General features: G+C 71.9%; 12 protein-coding genes. 9 read left to right on the forward strand and 3 right to left on the reverse strand.

Annotation, left to right across the window (positions count from 1 at the left end; genetic code table 11):
• The first annotated feature begins 3 nt into the window (after window positions 1-3).
• Both M2283_RS13685 and M2283_RS13690 read left to right on the forward strand, forming a co-directional pair.
• Window positions 4-2,940: a beta-galactosidase gene (locus tag M2283_RS13685; protein ID WP_280876452.1), complete on the forward strand. Its 2,937-nt coding sequence runs from the start codon at window positions 4-6 to the stop codon at window positions 2,938-2,940.
• Between the two features lie 121 nt (window positions 2,941-3,061).
• Complete coding sequence (locus M2283_RS13690; RefSeq protein ID WP_280876453.1) at window positions 3,062-4,204, forward strand: hypothetical protein; 1,143 nt, start codon at window positions 3,062-3,064, stop codon at window positions 4,202-4,204.
• 26 nt (window positions 4,205-4,230) lie between these two features.
• Here the strand turns inward: M2283_RS13690 and M2283_RS13695 are convergent, their stop codons facing one another.
• On the reverse strand, window positions 4,231-5,751 hold the full coding sequence (locus tag M2283_RS13695; protein WP_280876454.1) for an alpha-N-arabinofuranosidase: 1,521 nt from the start codon (window positions 5,749-5,751) through the stop codon (window positions 4,231-4,233).
• Between the two features lie 255 nt (window positions 5,752-6,006).
• Here M2283_RS13695 and M2283_RS13700 point away from each other — a divergent pair, with 255 nt between their 5' ends.
• The 6 genes from M2283_RS13700 to M2283_RS13725 all read left to right on the forward strand — a co-directional run bounded on the left by M2283_RS13700 (window position 6,007) and on the right by M2283_RS13725 (window position 12,521).
• Entirely contained in the window at window positions 6,007-6,624 is a 618-nt protein-coding gene (locus M2283_RS13700; protein ID WP_280876455.1) for a toxin-antitoxin system, toxin component family protein, read from the forward strand.
• Window positions 6,621-7,943 carry a DUF6545 domain-containing protein gene (locus M2283_RS13705; protein ID WP_432423071.1) on the forward strand — a complete coding sequence of 441 codons (1,323 nt, stop codon included), beginning with the start codon at window positions 6,621-6,623 and terminating at the stop codon, window positions 7,941-7,943. Before M2283_RS13700 ends, M2283_RS13705 begins: the two co-directional genes overlap by 4 nt.
• A gap of 84 nt (window positions 7,944-8,027) precedes the next feature.
• Window positions 8,028-8,510 (forward strand): toxin, encoded by a 483-nt coding sequence (locus tag M2283_RS13710; protein ID WP_280876456.1) that lies wholly within the window; start codon window positions 8,028-8,030, stop codon window positions 8,508-8,510.
• Window positions 8,507-9,820, forward strand: a complete 1,314-nt coding sequence (locus M2283_RS13715) for an MAB_1171c family putative transporter (protein ID WP_280876457.1) — start codon at window positions 8,507-8,509, stop codon at window positions 9,818-9,820. Before M2283_RS13710 ends, M2283_RS13715 begins: the two co-directional genes overlap by 4 nt.
• On the forward strand, window positions 9,817-10,974 hold the full coding sequence (locus M2283_RS13720) for an MAB_1171c family putative transporter (RefSeq protein ID WP_280876458.1): 1,158 nt from the start codon (window positions 9,817-9,819) through the stop codon (window positions 10,972-10,974). The genes M2283_RS13715 and M2283_RS13720 overlap by 4 nt, the downstream gene beginning before the upstream one ends.
• A 62-nt stretch (window positions 10,975-11,036) precedes the next feature.
• Window positions 11,037-12,521, forward strand: coding sequence for an FAD-dependent oxidoreductase (locus M2283_RS13725; protein WP_280876459.1), 1,485 nt, complete (start codon window positions 11,037-11,039; stop codon window positions 12,519-12,521).
• Window positions 12,522-12,537: 16 nt separating this feature from the next.
• On the opposite strand, the gene M2283_RS13730 is transcribed toward M2283_RS13725, so the two are convergent.
• A complete protein-coding gene (locus tag M2283_RS13730) occupies window positions 12,538-13,410 on the reverse strand; it encodes an SMP-30/gluconolactonase/LRE family protein (protein WP_280876460.1) in 873 nt (290 codons plus the stop codon).
• A complete protein-coding gene (locus M2283_RS13735; protein WP_280876461.1) occupies window positions 13,407-14,180 on the reverse strand; it encodes an IclR family transcriptional regulator in 774 nt (257 codons plus the stop codon). The genes M2283_RS13730 and M2283_RS13735 overlap by 4 nt, the downstream gene beginning before the upstream one ends.
• 275 nt (window positions 14,181-14,455) lie before the next feature.
• Here M2283_RS13735 and M2283_RS13740 point away from each other — a divergent pair, with 275 nt between their 5' ends.
• The gene (locus tag M2283_RS13740) at window positions 14,456-16,510 is read left to right on the forward strand and encodes a TerD family protein (protein WP_280876462.1); all 2,055 of its coding nucleotides are present in this window, start codon (window positions 14,456-14,458) and stop codon (window positions 16,508-16,510) included.
• Window positions 16,511-16,530: the final 20 nt, after the last annotated feature.

Consider the following 16,530-nt stretch of genomic DNA (forward strand, 5'->3'; position numbering starts at 1 on the left):
TCCTTGGGGCTCAGCAGACGTACCTTCAGCGCACTCGCCGGGACGACCGCGCTCGGTCTGGCGCTCGGCGGCAGCGGGGCGGCGGCCTGCGCCTACGCCGCCCCGACCGTGCCCACCGGACCGGCACCCGCGCCGCCCGCCGCGGACGGCCGCCGGCACACGATCGAGTTCGACCGCTACTCGCTCCTGGTCGACGGCAGCCGCCTGGTCGTCTGGTCGGGCGAGCTGCACCCCTTCCGGCTGCCGAGCCCGTCCCTGTGGCGGGACGTCCTGCAGAAGATGCGCGCGCACGGCTACAACGCGGTCAGCATCTACGTGTCCTGGAACTACCACTCCCCCGCCGCCGGCAGCTACGACTTCACCGGCGTCCGCGACCTGGACCTGTTCCTGACCATGGCCGCCGAGACCGGCCTGTACGTGATCCTGCGCCCCGGCCCCTACATCAACGCCGAGATCGACGCGGGCGGCTACCCGGGCTGGCTGACCGTCACCAAGGGCACGGCCCGCACCTCCGACCCGACGTATCTGTCGTACGTCGACGAGTGGTTCACGCAGGTGGACGCCATCGCGGCCCGGCACCAGTACACCGACGGCGCGGGCACGATCCTGCTCTACCAGATCGAGAACGAGTACAACGCGTACGTCGACCAGCCGGCCGGCCGCGACTACATGGCCCACCTGTACGCGAAGGTGCGGGCCGACGGCATCGACGTGCCCCTCTTCCACAACGACAACGGCCGCAACGGCTACTGGACCCCCGGGAGCTTCGACACCGGCGGCGAGCAGGGACGTTGGCTGTACGGCTTCGACGGGTATCCCTCGCCCAGCCAACCCCCGCCGGACTGGGGGAACTTCGGGATCGGCGGCGCGAAGGGCGGGGCCACGGCCAGCCCGGACACCCCCGGGTTCGTGCCGGAGTTCGGCGGCGGCTGGTTCGACCCGTGGGGCGGGGTCGAGTTCAAGGGGAAGGGGTACGCGGAGTCGCGGCGCACCCGGGACGCGGCGTACGAGCGGCGCTTCTACCTGACCAACCTCGCCAACGGCATCACCCTGCACAACGTCTACATGACCTACGGCGGCACCAGTTGGGGCTGGCTGCCCGCGCCGTGCGTCTACACCTCGTACGACTACGGGGCCGCCATCGACGAGGCACGGCAGCCCACGGCCAAGCTGATCCCCATGCACCAGTTGGGGCATCTCCTGCAGTACGTGCCCGACTTCGCCAAGCTGGACCGGGCGGCGGACGTCACGGTGACCGGCCTGAAGGCGTACCACCTGTCCAATCCCGACACCGGTGCCCAGGTCTACGTCCTGCGCAACGACGGTACGAAGGCGGTCACTTCGACCGTGCCCGGCATCGACGCCCCGGTCACCGTGCCGGCGAAGGACGCCCGACTGCTCGCCGCCGGAATCCAGCTCGGGCGGCGGAAGGTGCGGTACTCCAACGCCCAGCCCATGCTGGCGCTCACCGCGGGACGGCAGGAGATCGTCGTCCTCACCGGGCCGACGGACGAGAAGACGGTGACCGCGCTGGAGTGCGAGGGCGAGCCGACGGTCAGTGTGCTGGACGGGGACGCCACGTCCACCTACGCCGACGGGCTGCTGCGGATCGAAGCCCAACTCGGCGGACTGACCAGGGTGTCGGTGAGCGGCGGCGGCGTCGCCACCCCGCTGCTCCTGCTGCTCGCCGACGACGAGACGTCCCTGCGGCTGTGGCCGTACGACACCCCGTCGGGGTCGGTCCTCGCCTACGGGCCCGCCCTGGTGCGGACCGCGACCGTCACCGGCGTGACCGTCGCGCTCACCGGGGACACCGTCGAGGACGCCGAGCTGGAGGTGTGGGGGCCGCGCGGATTCCTCGAAGTCACCTGGAACGACAATGACTTGACGACCGCCGCCGCCCCCTCCGGGAGCCTGCGGGCCACGCAGCCGCTGCCGGGTGTCGGCCCGGTCGCCCTGCCCTCGCTGGCCGACGGCTGGCGGAAGAAGGCCGAGAACCCGGAGGCCGCCCTCGCCTTCGACGACTCCGCCTGGAAGACGGCCGACCGCACGACGTCGTTCAGCACCACACCGGTCCCCGCCGGACAGCCGGTGCTCTTCGCCGACGACTACGGCTTCCACTACGGCGACGTCTGGTACCGCGGCCACTTCGCCGACGCGAGCGGCGCGCAGTCCGTGTCCCTCGCCTACAGCACGGGCACGCAGGGGCTGCTGCTGGCCTGGCTGGACGGACAGCCGTTGGGCGCGCACCGGATGCCGGTGCCGGACAAGACCTCGGTCCGGCAAGGGAGTTGGACGGCCACGGCCGAGTTCGCGGTGCCGCAGGCACTGCGCACCTCGGGCCCGCACCTGCTGTCCGTCCTCGTACGGCGGATGCAGCACGACATGGACGGCAAGTCGACTGACACCCACAAGGCGGCCCGCGGGCTCACCGCGGTCACCTTCAAGGAGGCCTCCCCGAAGGTGAGTTGGCGGCTGCAGGGCGAGGCCGCGGCGGATCCGGTGCGCGGGCCGCTGAACAACGGCGGGCTGTACGGGGAGCGCAACGGCTGGCATCTGCCGGAGTTCGGCGACGGCGACTGGGCCCTCGGCGACCTGGCGACCACCGAGAAGCGGCAGGGCGTGACCTGGTACCGGCGCGGCTTCAAGCTCGCCGTCGACAGCGGCATCGACGCCTCCATCGGGCTGATCCTCAACGACGACGTGGCCCGCGCCTATCGCGTCCAGATCTTCCTCAACGGCTGGAACATGGGCCAGTACATCAACGACGTCGGCCCGCAGCACACCTTCGTCCTGCCGAACGGGATCCTGCGCACCCGCGGCTCCAACACCCTTGCCCTGGCGGTCATTTCCGACGGGACCACGGCCTCGGGTCCGGCCGAGGTGGGCCTGACGCTGCTGGGCTCGGCGGCGGGAGGGGTGCCGGTGACGACCCTGTGAGGAACGCGGGGTGCGGGGCGCGGGTGTGACCTGAAAGGGACGTACGCCCGCATTGCCTTCTTCGGCAGGCTGGTTCACCGTGTGGGCCCATCGGGCCGCGGACGGTGAAGGGGGAACTCCCGTGCGAAGACGGCGATTCATCAGTGGAGTGGTGGGAGCCGGGGCCGGACTCGGTCTGGCCTCGGCGAGCGCGAGGGCGACGACCGGGGGCGACGCCGGCTCGACGGACGCGCGATCCGTGCGGGCGGCGACCGCGAGCACGCCCCATGACTGGGCCGCCGTCCCGGCCCCCGCCTGCTCCCCCGCCGCCCAGTTGCTCGGCGTGGCCGCCGCCGGACCCGACCTCGCCTGGGCGGTCGGCGAGGAGGGCCGCAACGGCAGCACGCGCGGGACCCCGCTGACCCTCACCTGGGACGGCACGGTCTGGAACCGCCTCGACCTCACCCACCTCGGCTTCGGGGGCTATCTGCGGGCCGTCGCCGGCACCGCCGACCGCGCCTGGGCGATCGGCACCGACACGGCCGGCGCGGCCCGGCTGCTCGCCTGGGACGGCACGACCTGGCGGGAGGCCGACTTCCCCGGCCGCGGAGCCTTCGGCACCTCCCTCACCGGCGTCGCGCTCGGCCCCGACGGCGACACCTGGATCTCCGGGCGCACCAGCGACGGCCTGGTCCTGCTGCACGGCCACGGCACCGACTGGACCTGGGAGCCGGCGCCCCCGAGCGCGCCCACCACCGCCCCGTCGGGCCTGCGCGTCCTGCCCTCCGGCGACGTCTGGCTCTACGACAGCGCCCTCGTCGCCCGCTGGGACGGCACGGCCTGGACCGAACTGCCCACGCCACCCGGCATCCGCGCCTCCGTCACCGGCATCCTCCCTGTCGCCGACGACGACATCTGGCTCACCGGCTACGCCTACGGAGTCGGCGGCCCGCCCGGCAAGCCACCGAGCGTCGCCCTGCTGCACGGCGACGGCAGCACCTGGACCTACGTCACCGCCCCGTTCACGGTCGGCATGCTGACCGGCATCGTCGACGACGGCCAGGGCGGTCCCGACCGCATCGCCGGCTGGGACTTCTGGGACCAGACCCGCGCGCACCACCTCCGGTGGGACAGCGGGAGTTGGGTGAGCGAGCGCGGCCCGACCGCGACGACTCCCGTCCTCCCCCTCGCCCTTACCACGGTGCCCGGCGCGGGCGGCTACTGGGCTGTCGGCACGACGTCCTCGTACCCGTATCCGCCCGCGCAGGTACACATCGAGAACTGAACCTCGCACCAAGGGAGTTGAAGGAACTAGGCGAGCCGGATCACGTTCCAGGACAGCGGCTCCAGGACAGCGGTGAGGGTGCCGTCCGTGAGGGTGGTGTCCTCGACCGGGTGCGGGGTCACGCGCTCGGGGTCGTCGAGGGTGTTGCGTGCGTCCGGGTCGGTGTCGGCGAGGGCGCTGTGTTCGGTGACGGACGTCAAGTCCAGGCCGGACAGGGCGACTTCGAGCGGGAGCGGCTCGGTGCGGCTGCGGTTGACGGCGAAGACCGTGACGGTGCCGTCGTCGGCGCGGACGGCGGTGGCGTGCAGCAGGTCGGTCTCGCCGTACTTCTCCGTCTCGTAGGTCGGCGAGTCGACGCGGACGTCGAGGACCTGGCCGCGGCCGAAGCGGGAGGCCTGGGCGAAGGGGAAGAACGTCGTCTGGCGCCAGGCCGGGCCGCCCGGTTCGGTCATGATCGGGGCGATGACGTTGACGAGTTGGGCGAGGCAGGCGACCGTGACGCGGTCCGCGTGCCGCAGCAGGGCGATGAGCAGCGAGCCGAAGACGACGGCGTCCAGGACGCTGTAGTTGTCCTCCAGGAGGCGGGGTGCCTCCGGCCAGTCGGCGGGGTCGTGGGCCTCGGCGTGCTGCTCCCAGCGGGAGAGGTACCAGACGTTCCACTCGTCGAAGGAGAGGTTGATCTTCTTCTTCGACTTGAGGCGGGCGCCGACGTGGTCGCAGGTGGCGACGACGTTGTCGATGAAGGACTCCATGTCGACGGCGGAGGCGAGGAAGGAGTCGATGTCCCCCTCGTGCGGCTCGTAGTAGGCGTGCAGCGAGACGTGGTCGACCAGGTCGTACGTCTCCTTGAGGACCGTCGCCTCCCACTCGGCGAAGGTCGGCATGGACTGGCCGGAGGAGCCGCAGGCGACGAGTTCGACGCCCGGGTCGATCTGGCGCATCGCGCGGGCCGTCTCCGCGGCGAGCCTGCCGTACTCCTCGGCGGTCTTGTGGCCGGTCTGCCAGGGGCCGTCCATCTCGTTGCCCAGGCACCACATGCGGATGCCGAAGGGGTCCTTGTCGCCGTGCGCGGCGCGCAGGTCCGACAGGGCGGTGCCGGAGGGGTGGTTGGCGTACTCCTGGAGTTCGAGGGCCTCGGCGACCCCACGGGTGCCGAGGTTGATCGCCATCATCGGCTCGGCCTGCGGGCCGACCTTGCGGAGGAAGTCGATGTACTCGGAGAGGCCGAAGCGGTTGGTCTCCAGGGAGTGCCAGGCGAGGTCGAGGCGGCGGGGGCGGTCCTCGGCGGGGCCGACCGAGTCCTCCCACTTGTAGCCGGAGACGAAGTTGCCGCCGGGGTAGCGGATGGCGGTGACGCCGAGTTCGCGGACCAGGTCGAGGACGTCGGTGCGGATTCCGGCCTCGTCGGCGGCGGGGTGGTCGGGTTCGAAGATGCCGGTGTAGACGCAGCGGCCGAGGTGTTCGACGAAGGATCCGAAGAGTCGGGGGTTCACCTCGCCGACCGTGAAGGCGGGGTCGAGCGTGAAACGGGCGGTGGTGGTACTCATGGGAACCCTTCAGGTACGGAACAGAACAGTACGGAACGGGGACCGGCGGCCGTCCGGAGTGTCGAATGCTGCTCGTATCCTCGAACGGGACCGTAAGTAGGAAGCGCTTTCTCAGTCAATGGTCCGGGCGGAACTTTCCAGCCAGAGAGGTAGTTCCGCACTGAACCACTCGCACCGGATCACATGACGTGGACCGGACCCGCCGCGTACGCTCGAACAGCCCTGCCGCCCGGCGGCCGGGCGGGAAGGGGCACGATGGACATCGCGGGCGCGCGGAGGAAGGCGGCCGGGATCGCCGCTGCTCTCATGCACTCGCGAAGAGCCTCCGGGACCCGCTCCGGGATGCGTGGGCTGACGGCCCGCCTCGGGTCGGCCGTGGCGGCCAGACCCGGTCCGCCGGCCGGGGTGCGTGAGCTGTGCCGGGCGCTGTGCGAGGAGATGAGCGCACTGCGCGGCGGACGGCCCCTCGATCTGCGCTTCGAGCGGTTCCCCGACGAGATCGAGGTCACCGGCCTGTGGGTGGAGTTCCAGGACTTCGACCTGGTCATCGTCGAGGAGCGGGCCGAGGCGGTGCAGCAACTGGTCATCCTCGGCCATGAGCTGTGGCATCTGCACGCCGGGCACGGCCATCACCACGTGGCCGGACCGGTCGCCGCGCACGCCCTGGCCGACCGGCGCGAGTGGACCGACGCGGCGCTGACGGTGGCCGCGCGCAACGGCTCGCGGGAGACCGACGAGGCCGAGGCCGACGACTTCGGGCACCGGCTCGCCGCCGCGTTCCGGCCAATGCTCGACGGACGGGCACCCGACGGGGATCTCGACCCCTTCCAGCGGTCCCTGGGCTATCGCGGGCGCGGCGGGCCGACCCGGTGAGTGCCGCCCTGGTACCGGCCGTGGCCCAACTGGCCTGGAGTCCGGCCGGGTTCATCAACGAGTTCTACCCGTCCTTCTGGTGGATCCCGGCCGGTGTGCTGACCGCCGCGCTGGCGATCAAGCTGCCCACCATCATCCGGCTGTGGAGCGACCCGCTGCTGCGGGCGGTGGGCGGTCTGCTGCTGCTCGCCTGCGCGGTGTTCGTGTTCGTGGCGCCCTCGACGATCGCCTGGGTCAACCGGGTCACGGGCGTCACCAACATCTCGGCGCCCTGGGTGTATTCACTGCTCACCGGGTTCTGCGGGTCGTGTCTGCTGCTGATCATCGCCTGGCGCAACGGCCTGTCCGACCGCTCCGCGCAGACCGTCCGCGCGATGCGCTGGGTCATCGCCACCTACTCGGGCGTGATCGTCGCCCTGTGGGTGCTGTTCATACTCGGCGACGCGCCCGTGGAGCGGCTGCGCGACCTGGACACGTACTACGCCAACACCGCGTACCTGCGCGAGATGATCCTGCTCTATCTGCTCGCGCACACCGTGGCTACGCTGATCACCGCGTGGCTGATCTGGAACTGGGTGCGCACCGACGGACTCGACGCCTGGCTGCGCTGGGGGCTGAAGTTCCTCGGCGTCGGCTACGCGATCCAGCTGGCCTTCGACGCGGCCAAGCTCACGGCGGTCACGGCCCGTTGGTGCGGGCGGAACCTGGACTGGCTCAGTACGGGGGTGGCGCCGCCGATCGCCTGTCTGTCGGCCATCCTCATCGCGATCGGCTTCATCCTGCCGCACGCCGGCCAGTACCTGCACGACCGCTGGCGGGTCCGGCTCGCCCACCGCGAACTGCGGCCGCTGTACCTGCTGTTACGGACGGTCAACGGCGGCGGCACCCCGTTCCTGCTGCGGGCCACACCCGAACTGCGGCTGATCCGCCGGGAGACGTTCATCAGGGACGTACTGCTGCCGCTGGCCCGGCACATCGACGAGGACCGACGCCGGTCCTCCTACGATGCCGCGCTCGCCCTCGGCTTCCCGGCCGGCCGGGCCAAGGCCCTCGCCTCCGCCGTGAGCATCCAGGACGCCGTCGCCGCACGGCACCACACGGCCGACGGGACGGGCGACCACGACCGCGACACGACGGATCTGCTCCGGGAGATCGACGCGGTGTCGCGTGCGCTGCGCCGGCCGGACGAGCTGCTGGCGGTGCGGGTCCGAGCGGGTGCGGGGGCACAGGCCTCGCCCGCCGCGCATCCCTCGCCTGCGGCGATTCCCTCCTCCTCGGCGCATCCCTCGCATCCTCCGGCGGAGGATCACGCGGTCTGAGAACATGTCGCCTGTTGCACAAGTGGCCGTCGAACACCCGAGCAGCCCCGGGGAGAGCGGTGCGGACCAACAGGGAGATGCGCGGTGGGGACCAACAGGGACATGCGTCGCCTCGCCGACGTCCTCCTCGACCCCGTCCGCGTGCCGATCCCCGCGGACCCGGAGGTCCTGTCCGACGCGCTGGTCGACTCCGTCAGCGCCTGGCGCGGCCGTGAAGTCCTGGTCCACCGGGCGGTGTTCCCACCGCTCACGGCCAGCGGGCTGTGGCTGGAGGGCGAGGCGCACGACGACGTGTTCGTCGACCGGCGGGCCGCGCCCTGGCACCAGCTCGTGATCCTCTGCCACGAGGTGTGGCACATGCACCAGGGCGGCACCGGCGGTGCCCGTACCGACTTCAGTCTCGCCGAGGAGCAGGAGGCCGACCGGTTCGGGATGCTGATGGGCGGCCGGCTGCGCACCTGGCTGGAGGCGTCCCCGGACTCCGTGTTCGCGGCCCAGGGCAACGACTCCCCCGACCTCGCCGGACGTATCGGCGCCGCGCTCAACCACCGCGGGACACAGAGATGAGCGGTCTCATCAACTACGTCAGCTGCGGGATGCTCTGGCTCGGGCTGCTCGTCAAGTCCCCCGACCTGCGGCGCCATCGGCACGATCCCTATCTCCGGGCGATCTGCGTGGTGCTGGGCCTGGCCGGCCTGTGCTTCTTCCTCGGGGCCCCGCCGACGGTGGCGTACGTCAATGGCGTCAGCGGAGTTCCCAACCTCGCCGCGCCGCTGACGTACGCGTCGATCACCGCGTACAGCGCCGCCGCGCAGGTGCTGATCGTGTACTGGCGGGGCGGGCCGCACCTGCACCGGGTGGCCCGGCGCTGGGTCGTCGCGTACGCGCTGATCGTGCTCGGGATCGCGACGATGTTCGCGCTCGGCGACGCGCCCGTGGAGCGCCGTACCGACCTGGACACCTACTACGCGACGACCCCGTTCATCGCCGAGATGATCGTCCTCTACCTGGTCGGACACCTCGCCGCGACCATCGTCACCACGGTGTCTTCACTGCGCTGGGCCCGCCAGGTCGGCGGCTGGCTGCGCGCGAGCCTGCTGACGCTGGGCATCGGCACGCTGTGCAACGCCGGGTACAGCGTGAGCAAGCTCGTCGCCGTGGTCGCCCGCTGGTGCGGGCAGGACTGGACGGTGCTCGGCTCGGAGGTCCCCTCGGCGGCGGCCGGGCTCGGCGCGGTCCTGACGGTCGTCGGCGTGCTGCTCCCGCTGATCGGCCCCCGGCTGAGGACGTGGCGGCGGTCGCGGCGGACGTACGCCCGACTCGCGCCCCTGGAACGGGAGTTGGACGGCATCCTGACCCGGCGTGCGCTGCGCCTGCCGCGCCCCCGCTGGACCTCCCCCACGACCCGGCTGGTGTGGCGCCGGACCAGCATCCACAACGGACTGAGCTACCTGGACGCGTACTTCGACCACGCGCTGTACGAGCGCACGCGGGAGGCGGTACTGCGCACGACCGGTGACGCCGACCGGGCCGAGGCCACCGCGTGGGCGACGGTCATCGTCGCGGCGGTCGGGGAGGAACCGGGGCGGGTGCGCGCCGGGGCCGCCGGCGAGTGGCCGGTACCCGGGGGCGGGGTCGGCATCGGTGGCGAAGTCGGGCTTGCGGAGCGGGTGTTGCCGGGGGCGGGGGACGGCGGGCTCGCGGGACGGACGGTGTCCGGAGCGGCGGGCAGCCCCCCGGGACGGGCTGCCGCGTCCGGCGCGGGTGCGGGATCACCCGGTCGGGTACCGGAGGTGGATGTGCTGGTGCGGATCGCCGACGTGCTGGCCAAGGGCTCCGTCGTCGCGGGGGTCCGGGTGCCGACGGGGGCAGCGTGAGTCTCGTCGTCTACGGTGCGGCCTGCGCGCTCGCTCTCGCCTCCGGACTGCTGTTCCGCCGGCCGCGTACCGTCGCGCGGGATCCGCTGACCCTGTCGACCTGCGTGGCGATCGTGCTCGGCGGGCTCGTCTTCGTCTGCTCGGCGCCGCTGACGCTGGCCGCCGTCAACGACCTCACCGGCATCCCCAACTTCGGTGCCCCGCTGACCTACGGCATGCTCACCGCGTACAGCTGCTCCCTGATCGTGCTGCTGATCCACTGGCGGGGCGGTCCCCCCGAGCGGGTCCGGCGGACTGCGCTGCTGTGCGTGGTCGCGTACGGGCTCCTTGTGGGCGCCGTCGTCGTGCTGTTCGCGCTCGCGGACGCGCCCGTGGAGCGGCTGCGGGACCTGGACACGTACTACGCGAACACGCCGTACATGCGCGAGATGATCCTGTGTTACCTGCTCGCGCACACCGCGGCCATGGTCATTCTGTGCGGCGTGTGCCTGAAGTGGGGCCGCGAGGTGACCGGCCTGCTCAGGACCGGACTGCGGCTGATCCTGACCGGCGCGATGCTGGACGTGGCGGGCTTCCAGCTGACCAAGTACACGGCCGTGGTGGCGCGTTGGTACGGCCACGACCTCGACTTCCTCTCCACCTCGGTGGCACCGCAGCTCGCCTCGCTGGCGGCGCTGTTCTGTTCAGCGGGCTTCGTGCTGCCGCGGCTGCTGCCACCGATCGCCGCGCACTGCCTCAGCCTGGGCGAGTACCGGCGGCTGGGCCCGCTGTGGTCACGGGTGCGGTTCGTGGCCACCGCGCCCAAACCGCCGTCGCCCTGGTGGCAGTTACCGCTCGCCCGACTGCGCTGGCGCGAAGTCTCCATCCACGACGCCCTGTTGGCGCTGGCGCCCTACTTCGACGACGGCGTACGCGAGAAGGCGCGGCGGGCGGCGCTGAGTTCGGGCCGGGACACGCATCAGGCGCGGGTCGCGGCGGAGGCCGCCATGCTCGCCGACGCCGCGCGCCGGGCCGCCGCACGGGCCCGGCCCCTCGACCCGCCGAGCACGTACCGCCTGCACGCGACCGAGGTGGCCGGTCCGGGCGGTCTTGTCGAGCTGGCCCAGGCCCTGGCGGCAACTCCCGCGACCGGCACGGCAGTGAAGGTACGGTGAGGGCTTCCCATGGCTGAGTGCGCCCGTGGCTCCCGCCCCGTGGCCGAGTGCGAGGAGCCCCCATGCCGAGTAGAGCTGTCGTCATCGGTGCCGGTCTGACCGGCATGCTGGCCGCGGCCGCCCTGTCCACCGCCGTGGACGAGGTGATCGTCCTCGAACGCGACGACCTGCCCGCCGGCCCGGAACACCGCAAGGGCCTGCCCCAGGGCCGCCACGCCCACCTCCTCATGGCCGGGGGCCTGGCCGCGATGGACGGTCTCCTGCCGGGCATGGACATACGTCGACGCCTGCTCGACGCGGGCGCCCACGAGGTCTCCCTCAGCTCGGGCATGCTCGCCCGCACCCCGGAGGGCTGGCTGCGGCGGTGGCGGCAGGAGGGGCCCAGGATGATCAGTTGCAGCCGGGCATTGGTGGACTGGGTGGTGCGGGACGCTGCGCTGAGCCTGGGCGGGGAGGAGGTCGGCCGGGCCCGGGTGGAGGTTCGTCGGGCTCAGGCCGTGGAGTTGCTGGGGAACGCGGGGCGGGTTCTGGGGGTGCGGCTGTCGACTGCCCTGCGGGGCACGGGACTTGACGTCGAGCGGGACGCCGGAGGCGATGTCGGCCTTGCCGCCGGAGGCGATGTCGACCTTGCCGCCGATCTCGTCGTGGACGCGAGTGGGCGTGGCTCGCGGATCCTCAAGTGGCTTGCCGCGCTGGGGGTTTCGGCTGTCCGGGAGAAGAGCGTCGACGCCGGTCTCGTCAACGCCACCCGCATCTACCGTACTCCGGCCGGCGCCGAGCACTTCCCGCTGACGCTCGTGCACGCCGACCCCTACTCCGGTCGGCCGGGTCGCAGCGGGATGGTGATGCCCATCGAGGGCGACCGCTGGATGGTCAGCCTCGCCGGATCCCGCGGCGGCGAGCCCCCGGCCGACCCCGACGGCTTCCTGCGCCACGCCCTGGAGTTGCCCGACCCCATCGTGGGCCGGCTGATCTCCGGCGCCGAGCCGCTCACCGACATCCACGTCGGCCGCGGCACCAGCAACGTGCGGCACTACGTGGAGAAGGTGCGCGACTGGCCCGACGGCCTCGTCGTACTCGGCGACGCCCTCGCCACGTTCAACCCGACCTACGGTCAGGGCATGTCGGTGGCCGCGCTCGAAGTACGGGCCTTCGCCCGGGAGTTGGCCCGCACCGGGCCGACCGCGCCGGGACTGTCCCGCCGGGTGCAGCGCGCGGCGGCGCGGTCGGTCGACCCGGCCTGGGCGGTCGCCGTCGGCCAGGACATCTGGTACCCGAACACGCGAGGCGGGCAGCCCGGCCCCGCCGACCGGCTGGTCGCCGCGTACTCCCGCCGTCTGACCAGAACCGCCACCAGTTCCTACCGGGCGGCGGCCGCCGTGTGGGACCTGTCCAGCCTGACCACGGGCCCGGCCCGGGTCCTGCGCCCCCTGACCGTCCTCGCCACCCTCAACGGTCCCCTGCTGCCACCGTTGACGGAGCCCCCGTTGACCGGGTCCGAGCGGAAGATCCTGCGGTCGCTGGACCGGACGGGACGGGACGGGTAGTTCGGGAGGGAGCGGCTCAGCCCGCGAACGCCGGTTGCGCCAGCCCCTTCCCCGCGCCCGGGACCACCAGCAAGGAGCCGGCCGCCGGAAGCGGGGCGATGAGACCCGTACGGGCCGTGGTGATGTACAGGTCGGTGAGGTCCGTGCCACCGAAGGCGCAGGCCGTCGGGCGCGGCACCGGCAACTCGATCACCCGGTCCAGCGCACCGGCGGGCGTGTAGCGACGCACGGCCCCACCGTCCCACAGCGCCACCCACACACAGCCGTCGGCGTCGACGGTGAGCCCGTCGGGGAACCCGGCGCCGTCCTCGATCTCGGCGAGGGGCCGCCGGTTCCCGACCCGGCCCTCACCGTCGTGATCCTTGGAACCCTCGTAGTCGAAGACGTCGATACGGCGGGTGGGCGAGTCGATGTAGTACATGAGGCGTCCGTCGGGGCTCCAGCCGGTGCCGTTGCTGACCGCCACGTCGTCGAGGACGGTCTCGACGGTGCCGTCGCCGGTGAGGCGGGAGAGCGTACCGCCGCCGGGTGCCTCGTCGTAGCGCATGGTGCCGGCCCAGAGGGAGCCGTCGGGGGCGACGGCGGCGTCGTTGGCGCGCCGGCCGGGGACGGGTTCGCGGTGCAGCCAGCGGAATGCGCCGTCGGGGTCGACGAGCCCGACGCCGTCCCGCAGGTTCAGCACCAGGCCGCCGCCCGCGCGCGGCTTGGCGGCGCCGACGTGCTGCTCGGTGGTGCGGAGCGTGCGGTGCCCGGTGGCGGGGTCGTAGGTGTGGACGCGGCTGCCGAGGATGTCGATCCAGATGAGCCGAGCGGCGTCGACGTCCCAGGTGGGCCCTTCGCCGAGGGCGGCCTCGGCGAGCACGGCCACCTCGTACTCGTACGCCGTCATGCGACGCTCCGGTGGCCGAGCCGCTCGGACAGCTCCACGGCACCCTTGGCGGCGAGCTGCTCCAGCTCGACCCGGCGCTCGTCGCTCCAGCGGATCATGGGTACAGAGATGGAGAGCGCGGCGACGACCTGCCCCGTGCGGTCGCGCACCGGGGCGGCCACGCAGCTCACATCCGGGTTGGACTCGCGGCTCTCCACGGCGACGCCCCGCTGCCGGATCTCCGCGAGGGCCTCGCGCAGGGCGGTCGGCTCGGTGATGCTGTTGGGCGTCATCGCGACGAGGTCGACGCCGTCCGGGACACGCGCGTCGAGCTCGGGCTGCGGGAGGGAGGCCAGCAGCATCTTGCCGACGGACGTGCAGTGGGCGGGCAGCCGGCGGCCGGCGGCCGACACCATGCGCACCGCGTGGGTGGAGTCCACCTTGGCGATGTAGATGACGTCGGTGCCTTCGAGGATGGCCACGTGCACGGTCTCGTCACAGGTCTCGGCGACGGACCGGGCCACCTGCTGCCCCTCGGCGGCGAGGTCCAACTGCTCGGCATACCTGCTGCCCAGCTGGTACGGCCGCACCCCGAGCCGGTAGCGCCCCGGCTGCCCGGGCACCTGCACGATGTACGAACGGGCGGCGAGCGTGGTCACCAACTCGTGCACGGTGGTGCGCGGCAGCTGCAACTTCCGCACTATGTCGGGGGCGGAGAGTGTCCCGTCCCCGTCGAGGAAGAGCTCAAGAATGTCGAGAGCCCGAGTCACGGCAGGTACGAGGCGTCCCACGACCGGCCCCCTCCCTTGTTGTCTGTGGTTGTTGTCCGAGGCGCCTGCGTTCGAGATTTCAACAGACGATCGGAATGACGAACGTGGGACAGGCTAGCCATAGTGCGTTTGCCCGGGCAATGGTCCTGCGGGCACCACCTCACCTGCCAGGTGAGGACTACTGTCTCCCATGTGCGACACGTCACATCATGTCGTGCGGTGGACGGACGGGGGCGGGAGGGGCCTTCGGCGTCCGGAAGGTGCGATTGGGGGGTTCCGTGCAAGAGACGCATGAAATGGCCAAGGGTTCGAACGTGTCCCTTACGGCCCTGAGCGAGAACGTCGATTCGGTGATCGTCGGTCTGGGCTGGACCAGCCCGAGCGGCGAGGGCGACGCGGACGTGTCCGTCCTGCTGGTCGGCCCGAACGGCAAGGTGCGCAGCGACGCCGACTTCTACTTCTACAACAACCCGGTGGCCGCCGACGGCAGCGTGCAGCTGCTGGGCAAGACGCCCACCGAGGACGGCAACGAGGACCGGATCGGCTTCGACCTGACCGCCGTTCCGCCGGACGTCGACCGGATCGTCGTGGCCGCGAGTCGGTACGAGGGCGCCCGTTTCGGTGAGTTGGAGGGCTTACGGGTGACGCTGGCCGACTCGGCGGGCGAGCATCTGCTGCGGTTCTCGATCGACGACGCCGGTTCGGTGAGCGCGTTCATCTTCGGCGAGCTGTACCGGCGCGGGGCGGAGTGGAAGTTCCGTGCCGTGGGGCAGGGATACGAGACCGGACTGGCGGGTCTGGCAACGGACTTCGGCGTCGACATCGACGACGAACCGGCCGAGGTGGAGGGCGAGGCTCAGGCTGAGAGCGGGGAGTCGGACAGCGTCGCGGGAGACGGGCCGACGGATCCGGTGGAGCCCGCGCAGTCGAACCCGCCGCCGAACCTGGAGGCCCTGCCCGCTCCCCGGCAGCCCGGCGACGACGCCGAGAGCGGTCCGCGGAAAGCGAGCGGGCGGCCCCGTACGGCGAAGAAGAAGGTCACGTTGCCCAAGGTGACCAGGAAGTCCCTCGCGGACAACGAGTCCTGGCGAGAGGCCAGGCTCTTCCCTGTCTCGGTGCTCAAGAGCGACCGGGACCGGGAGACGCGGGCCACTTCCGTGCTGTTGTCGGTGATGGCGCAGGTACCGGAGTTCGGGCGCAGGCTCACGGCGGCGTTCGGGGCGCCGGCCGGTCGCATGGAAACGTTCACCGAGGTGGCCCTGCCGCACGGCGACACGCCCCGGCGGCCCGACGGGGTGATCCGGGTCGAGCGGGCCGGGAAGCTGTGGACGGCGCTCGTCGAGACCAAGACCAACGGCAACGCCCTCAAGGCCGATCAGGTGCAGGCGTACATGGACATCGCCGCCCGCCGCGGCTACGAGGCGGTGATCACGCTCTCCAACGACGTGGCCCTGGAGGGCAGTCCGCTCGTCGACGTCAGGATCGACGGCCGGCGCAAGCACAAGGTGGCGCTCTGGCACCTGTCCTGGGCCGAAGTCGCCCACCAGGCCCAGCTGTTGATCCGGTACGAGGGTGTCGGGAACGCGGCGCACGCCTGGCTGCTCCAGGAGTTGCTGCACTATCTCCAGCACGAGAACTCCGGCTGCCACGGCTTCCAGAACATGGGCTCGGCCTGGGTGCCGGTGCGCAACGGCATCGACGACGAGACCCTGTGCCAGGGCGACCCGCGCGCGCTGGAGGTGGTCGAGAACTGGGAGCGGCTCATCCGCCAGGTCTGCCTGGGCCTCGGCGGCGAACTCGGCCAGAAGGCGCTCCCCGTCCAACGCGCCAAGCGCGGCGCCGACCCCGGCACCCGCCGGGCCCGCCTCGCCGACCAGCTCTGCACCGACGGCCGGCTCCAGGCGGAGGTCCGCATCGAGGGCACCCCGGGCCTGCTCGCCCTCACCGCCGACCTGCGCACCGGCCGGCTGCGCACCTCCCTGGACATCCCGGCGCCGGACCAGGGATACCCCCTGACCTGGGCCAAACGCCTGATCCGCCGTCTGGACGAGGCCCCGGCCGACCTCCACGTCGAGACCCTGGTCGAAGGCGAGACAGGAGGCCCGAGAGGCACCCTCGAACGCCTCCGCCCCGAACCGGCCGACATCCTCCCCAAGAACACCGCCACCCGCATCACCGGCTTCCGCCTCTCCCTCATCAAGAACATGGGCAACGGCCGGGGCAACGCCGAAACAGGCTTCATCCGCAGCGTCAACGAGGCCGTCGACCGCTTCTACACGACGGTGGTGGTCCAGGTGGACGGGTCGGAACCGCGCCGGACCGTGCCGAGGGAGCGCAGCGGAACGGCCTGATCCACTGCCGGAACGAGCGC

Origin of the sequence: Streptomyces pseudovenezuelae (assembly GCF_029892565.1) — a bacterium.
GTDB lineage: Bacteria > Actinomycetota > Actinomycetes > Streptomycetales > Streptomycetaceae > Streptomyces > Streptomyces pseudovenezuelae_A.

What these genes read in the sequence shown, in the direction of transcription:
- M2283_RS13695 (WP_280876454.1), bottom strand. Translation starts at nt 5,751, where the DNA reads ATGAGTACCACCACCGCCCGTTTCACGCTCGACCCCGCCTTCACGGTC.
- M2283_RS13740 (WP_280876462.1), top strand. Translation starts at nt 14,456, where the DNA reads ATGGCCAAGGGTTCGAACGTGTCCCTTACGGCCCTGAGCGAGAACGTC.
- M2283_RS13725 (WP_280876459.1), top strand. Translation starts at nt 11,037, where the DNA reads ATGCCGAGTAGAGCTGTCGTCATCGGTGCCGGTCTGACCGGCATGCTG.
- M2283_RS13730 (WP_280876460.1), bottom strand. Translation starts at nt 13,410, where the DNA reads ATGACGGCGTACGAGTACGAGGTGGCCGTGCTCGCCGAGGCCGCCCTC.
- M2283_RS13700 (WP_280876455.1), top strand. Translation starts at nt 6,007, where the DNA reads ATGGACATCGCGGGCGCGCGGAGGAAGGCGGCCGGGATCGCCGCTGCT.
- M2283_RS13715 (WP_280876457.1), top strand. Translation starts at nt 8,507, where the DNA reads ATGAGCGGTCTCATCAACTACGTCAGCTGCGGGATGCTCTGGCTCGGG.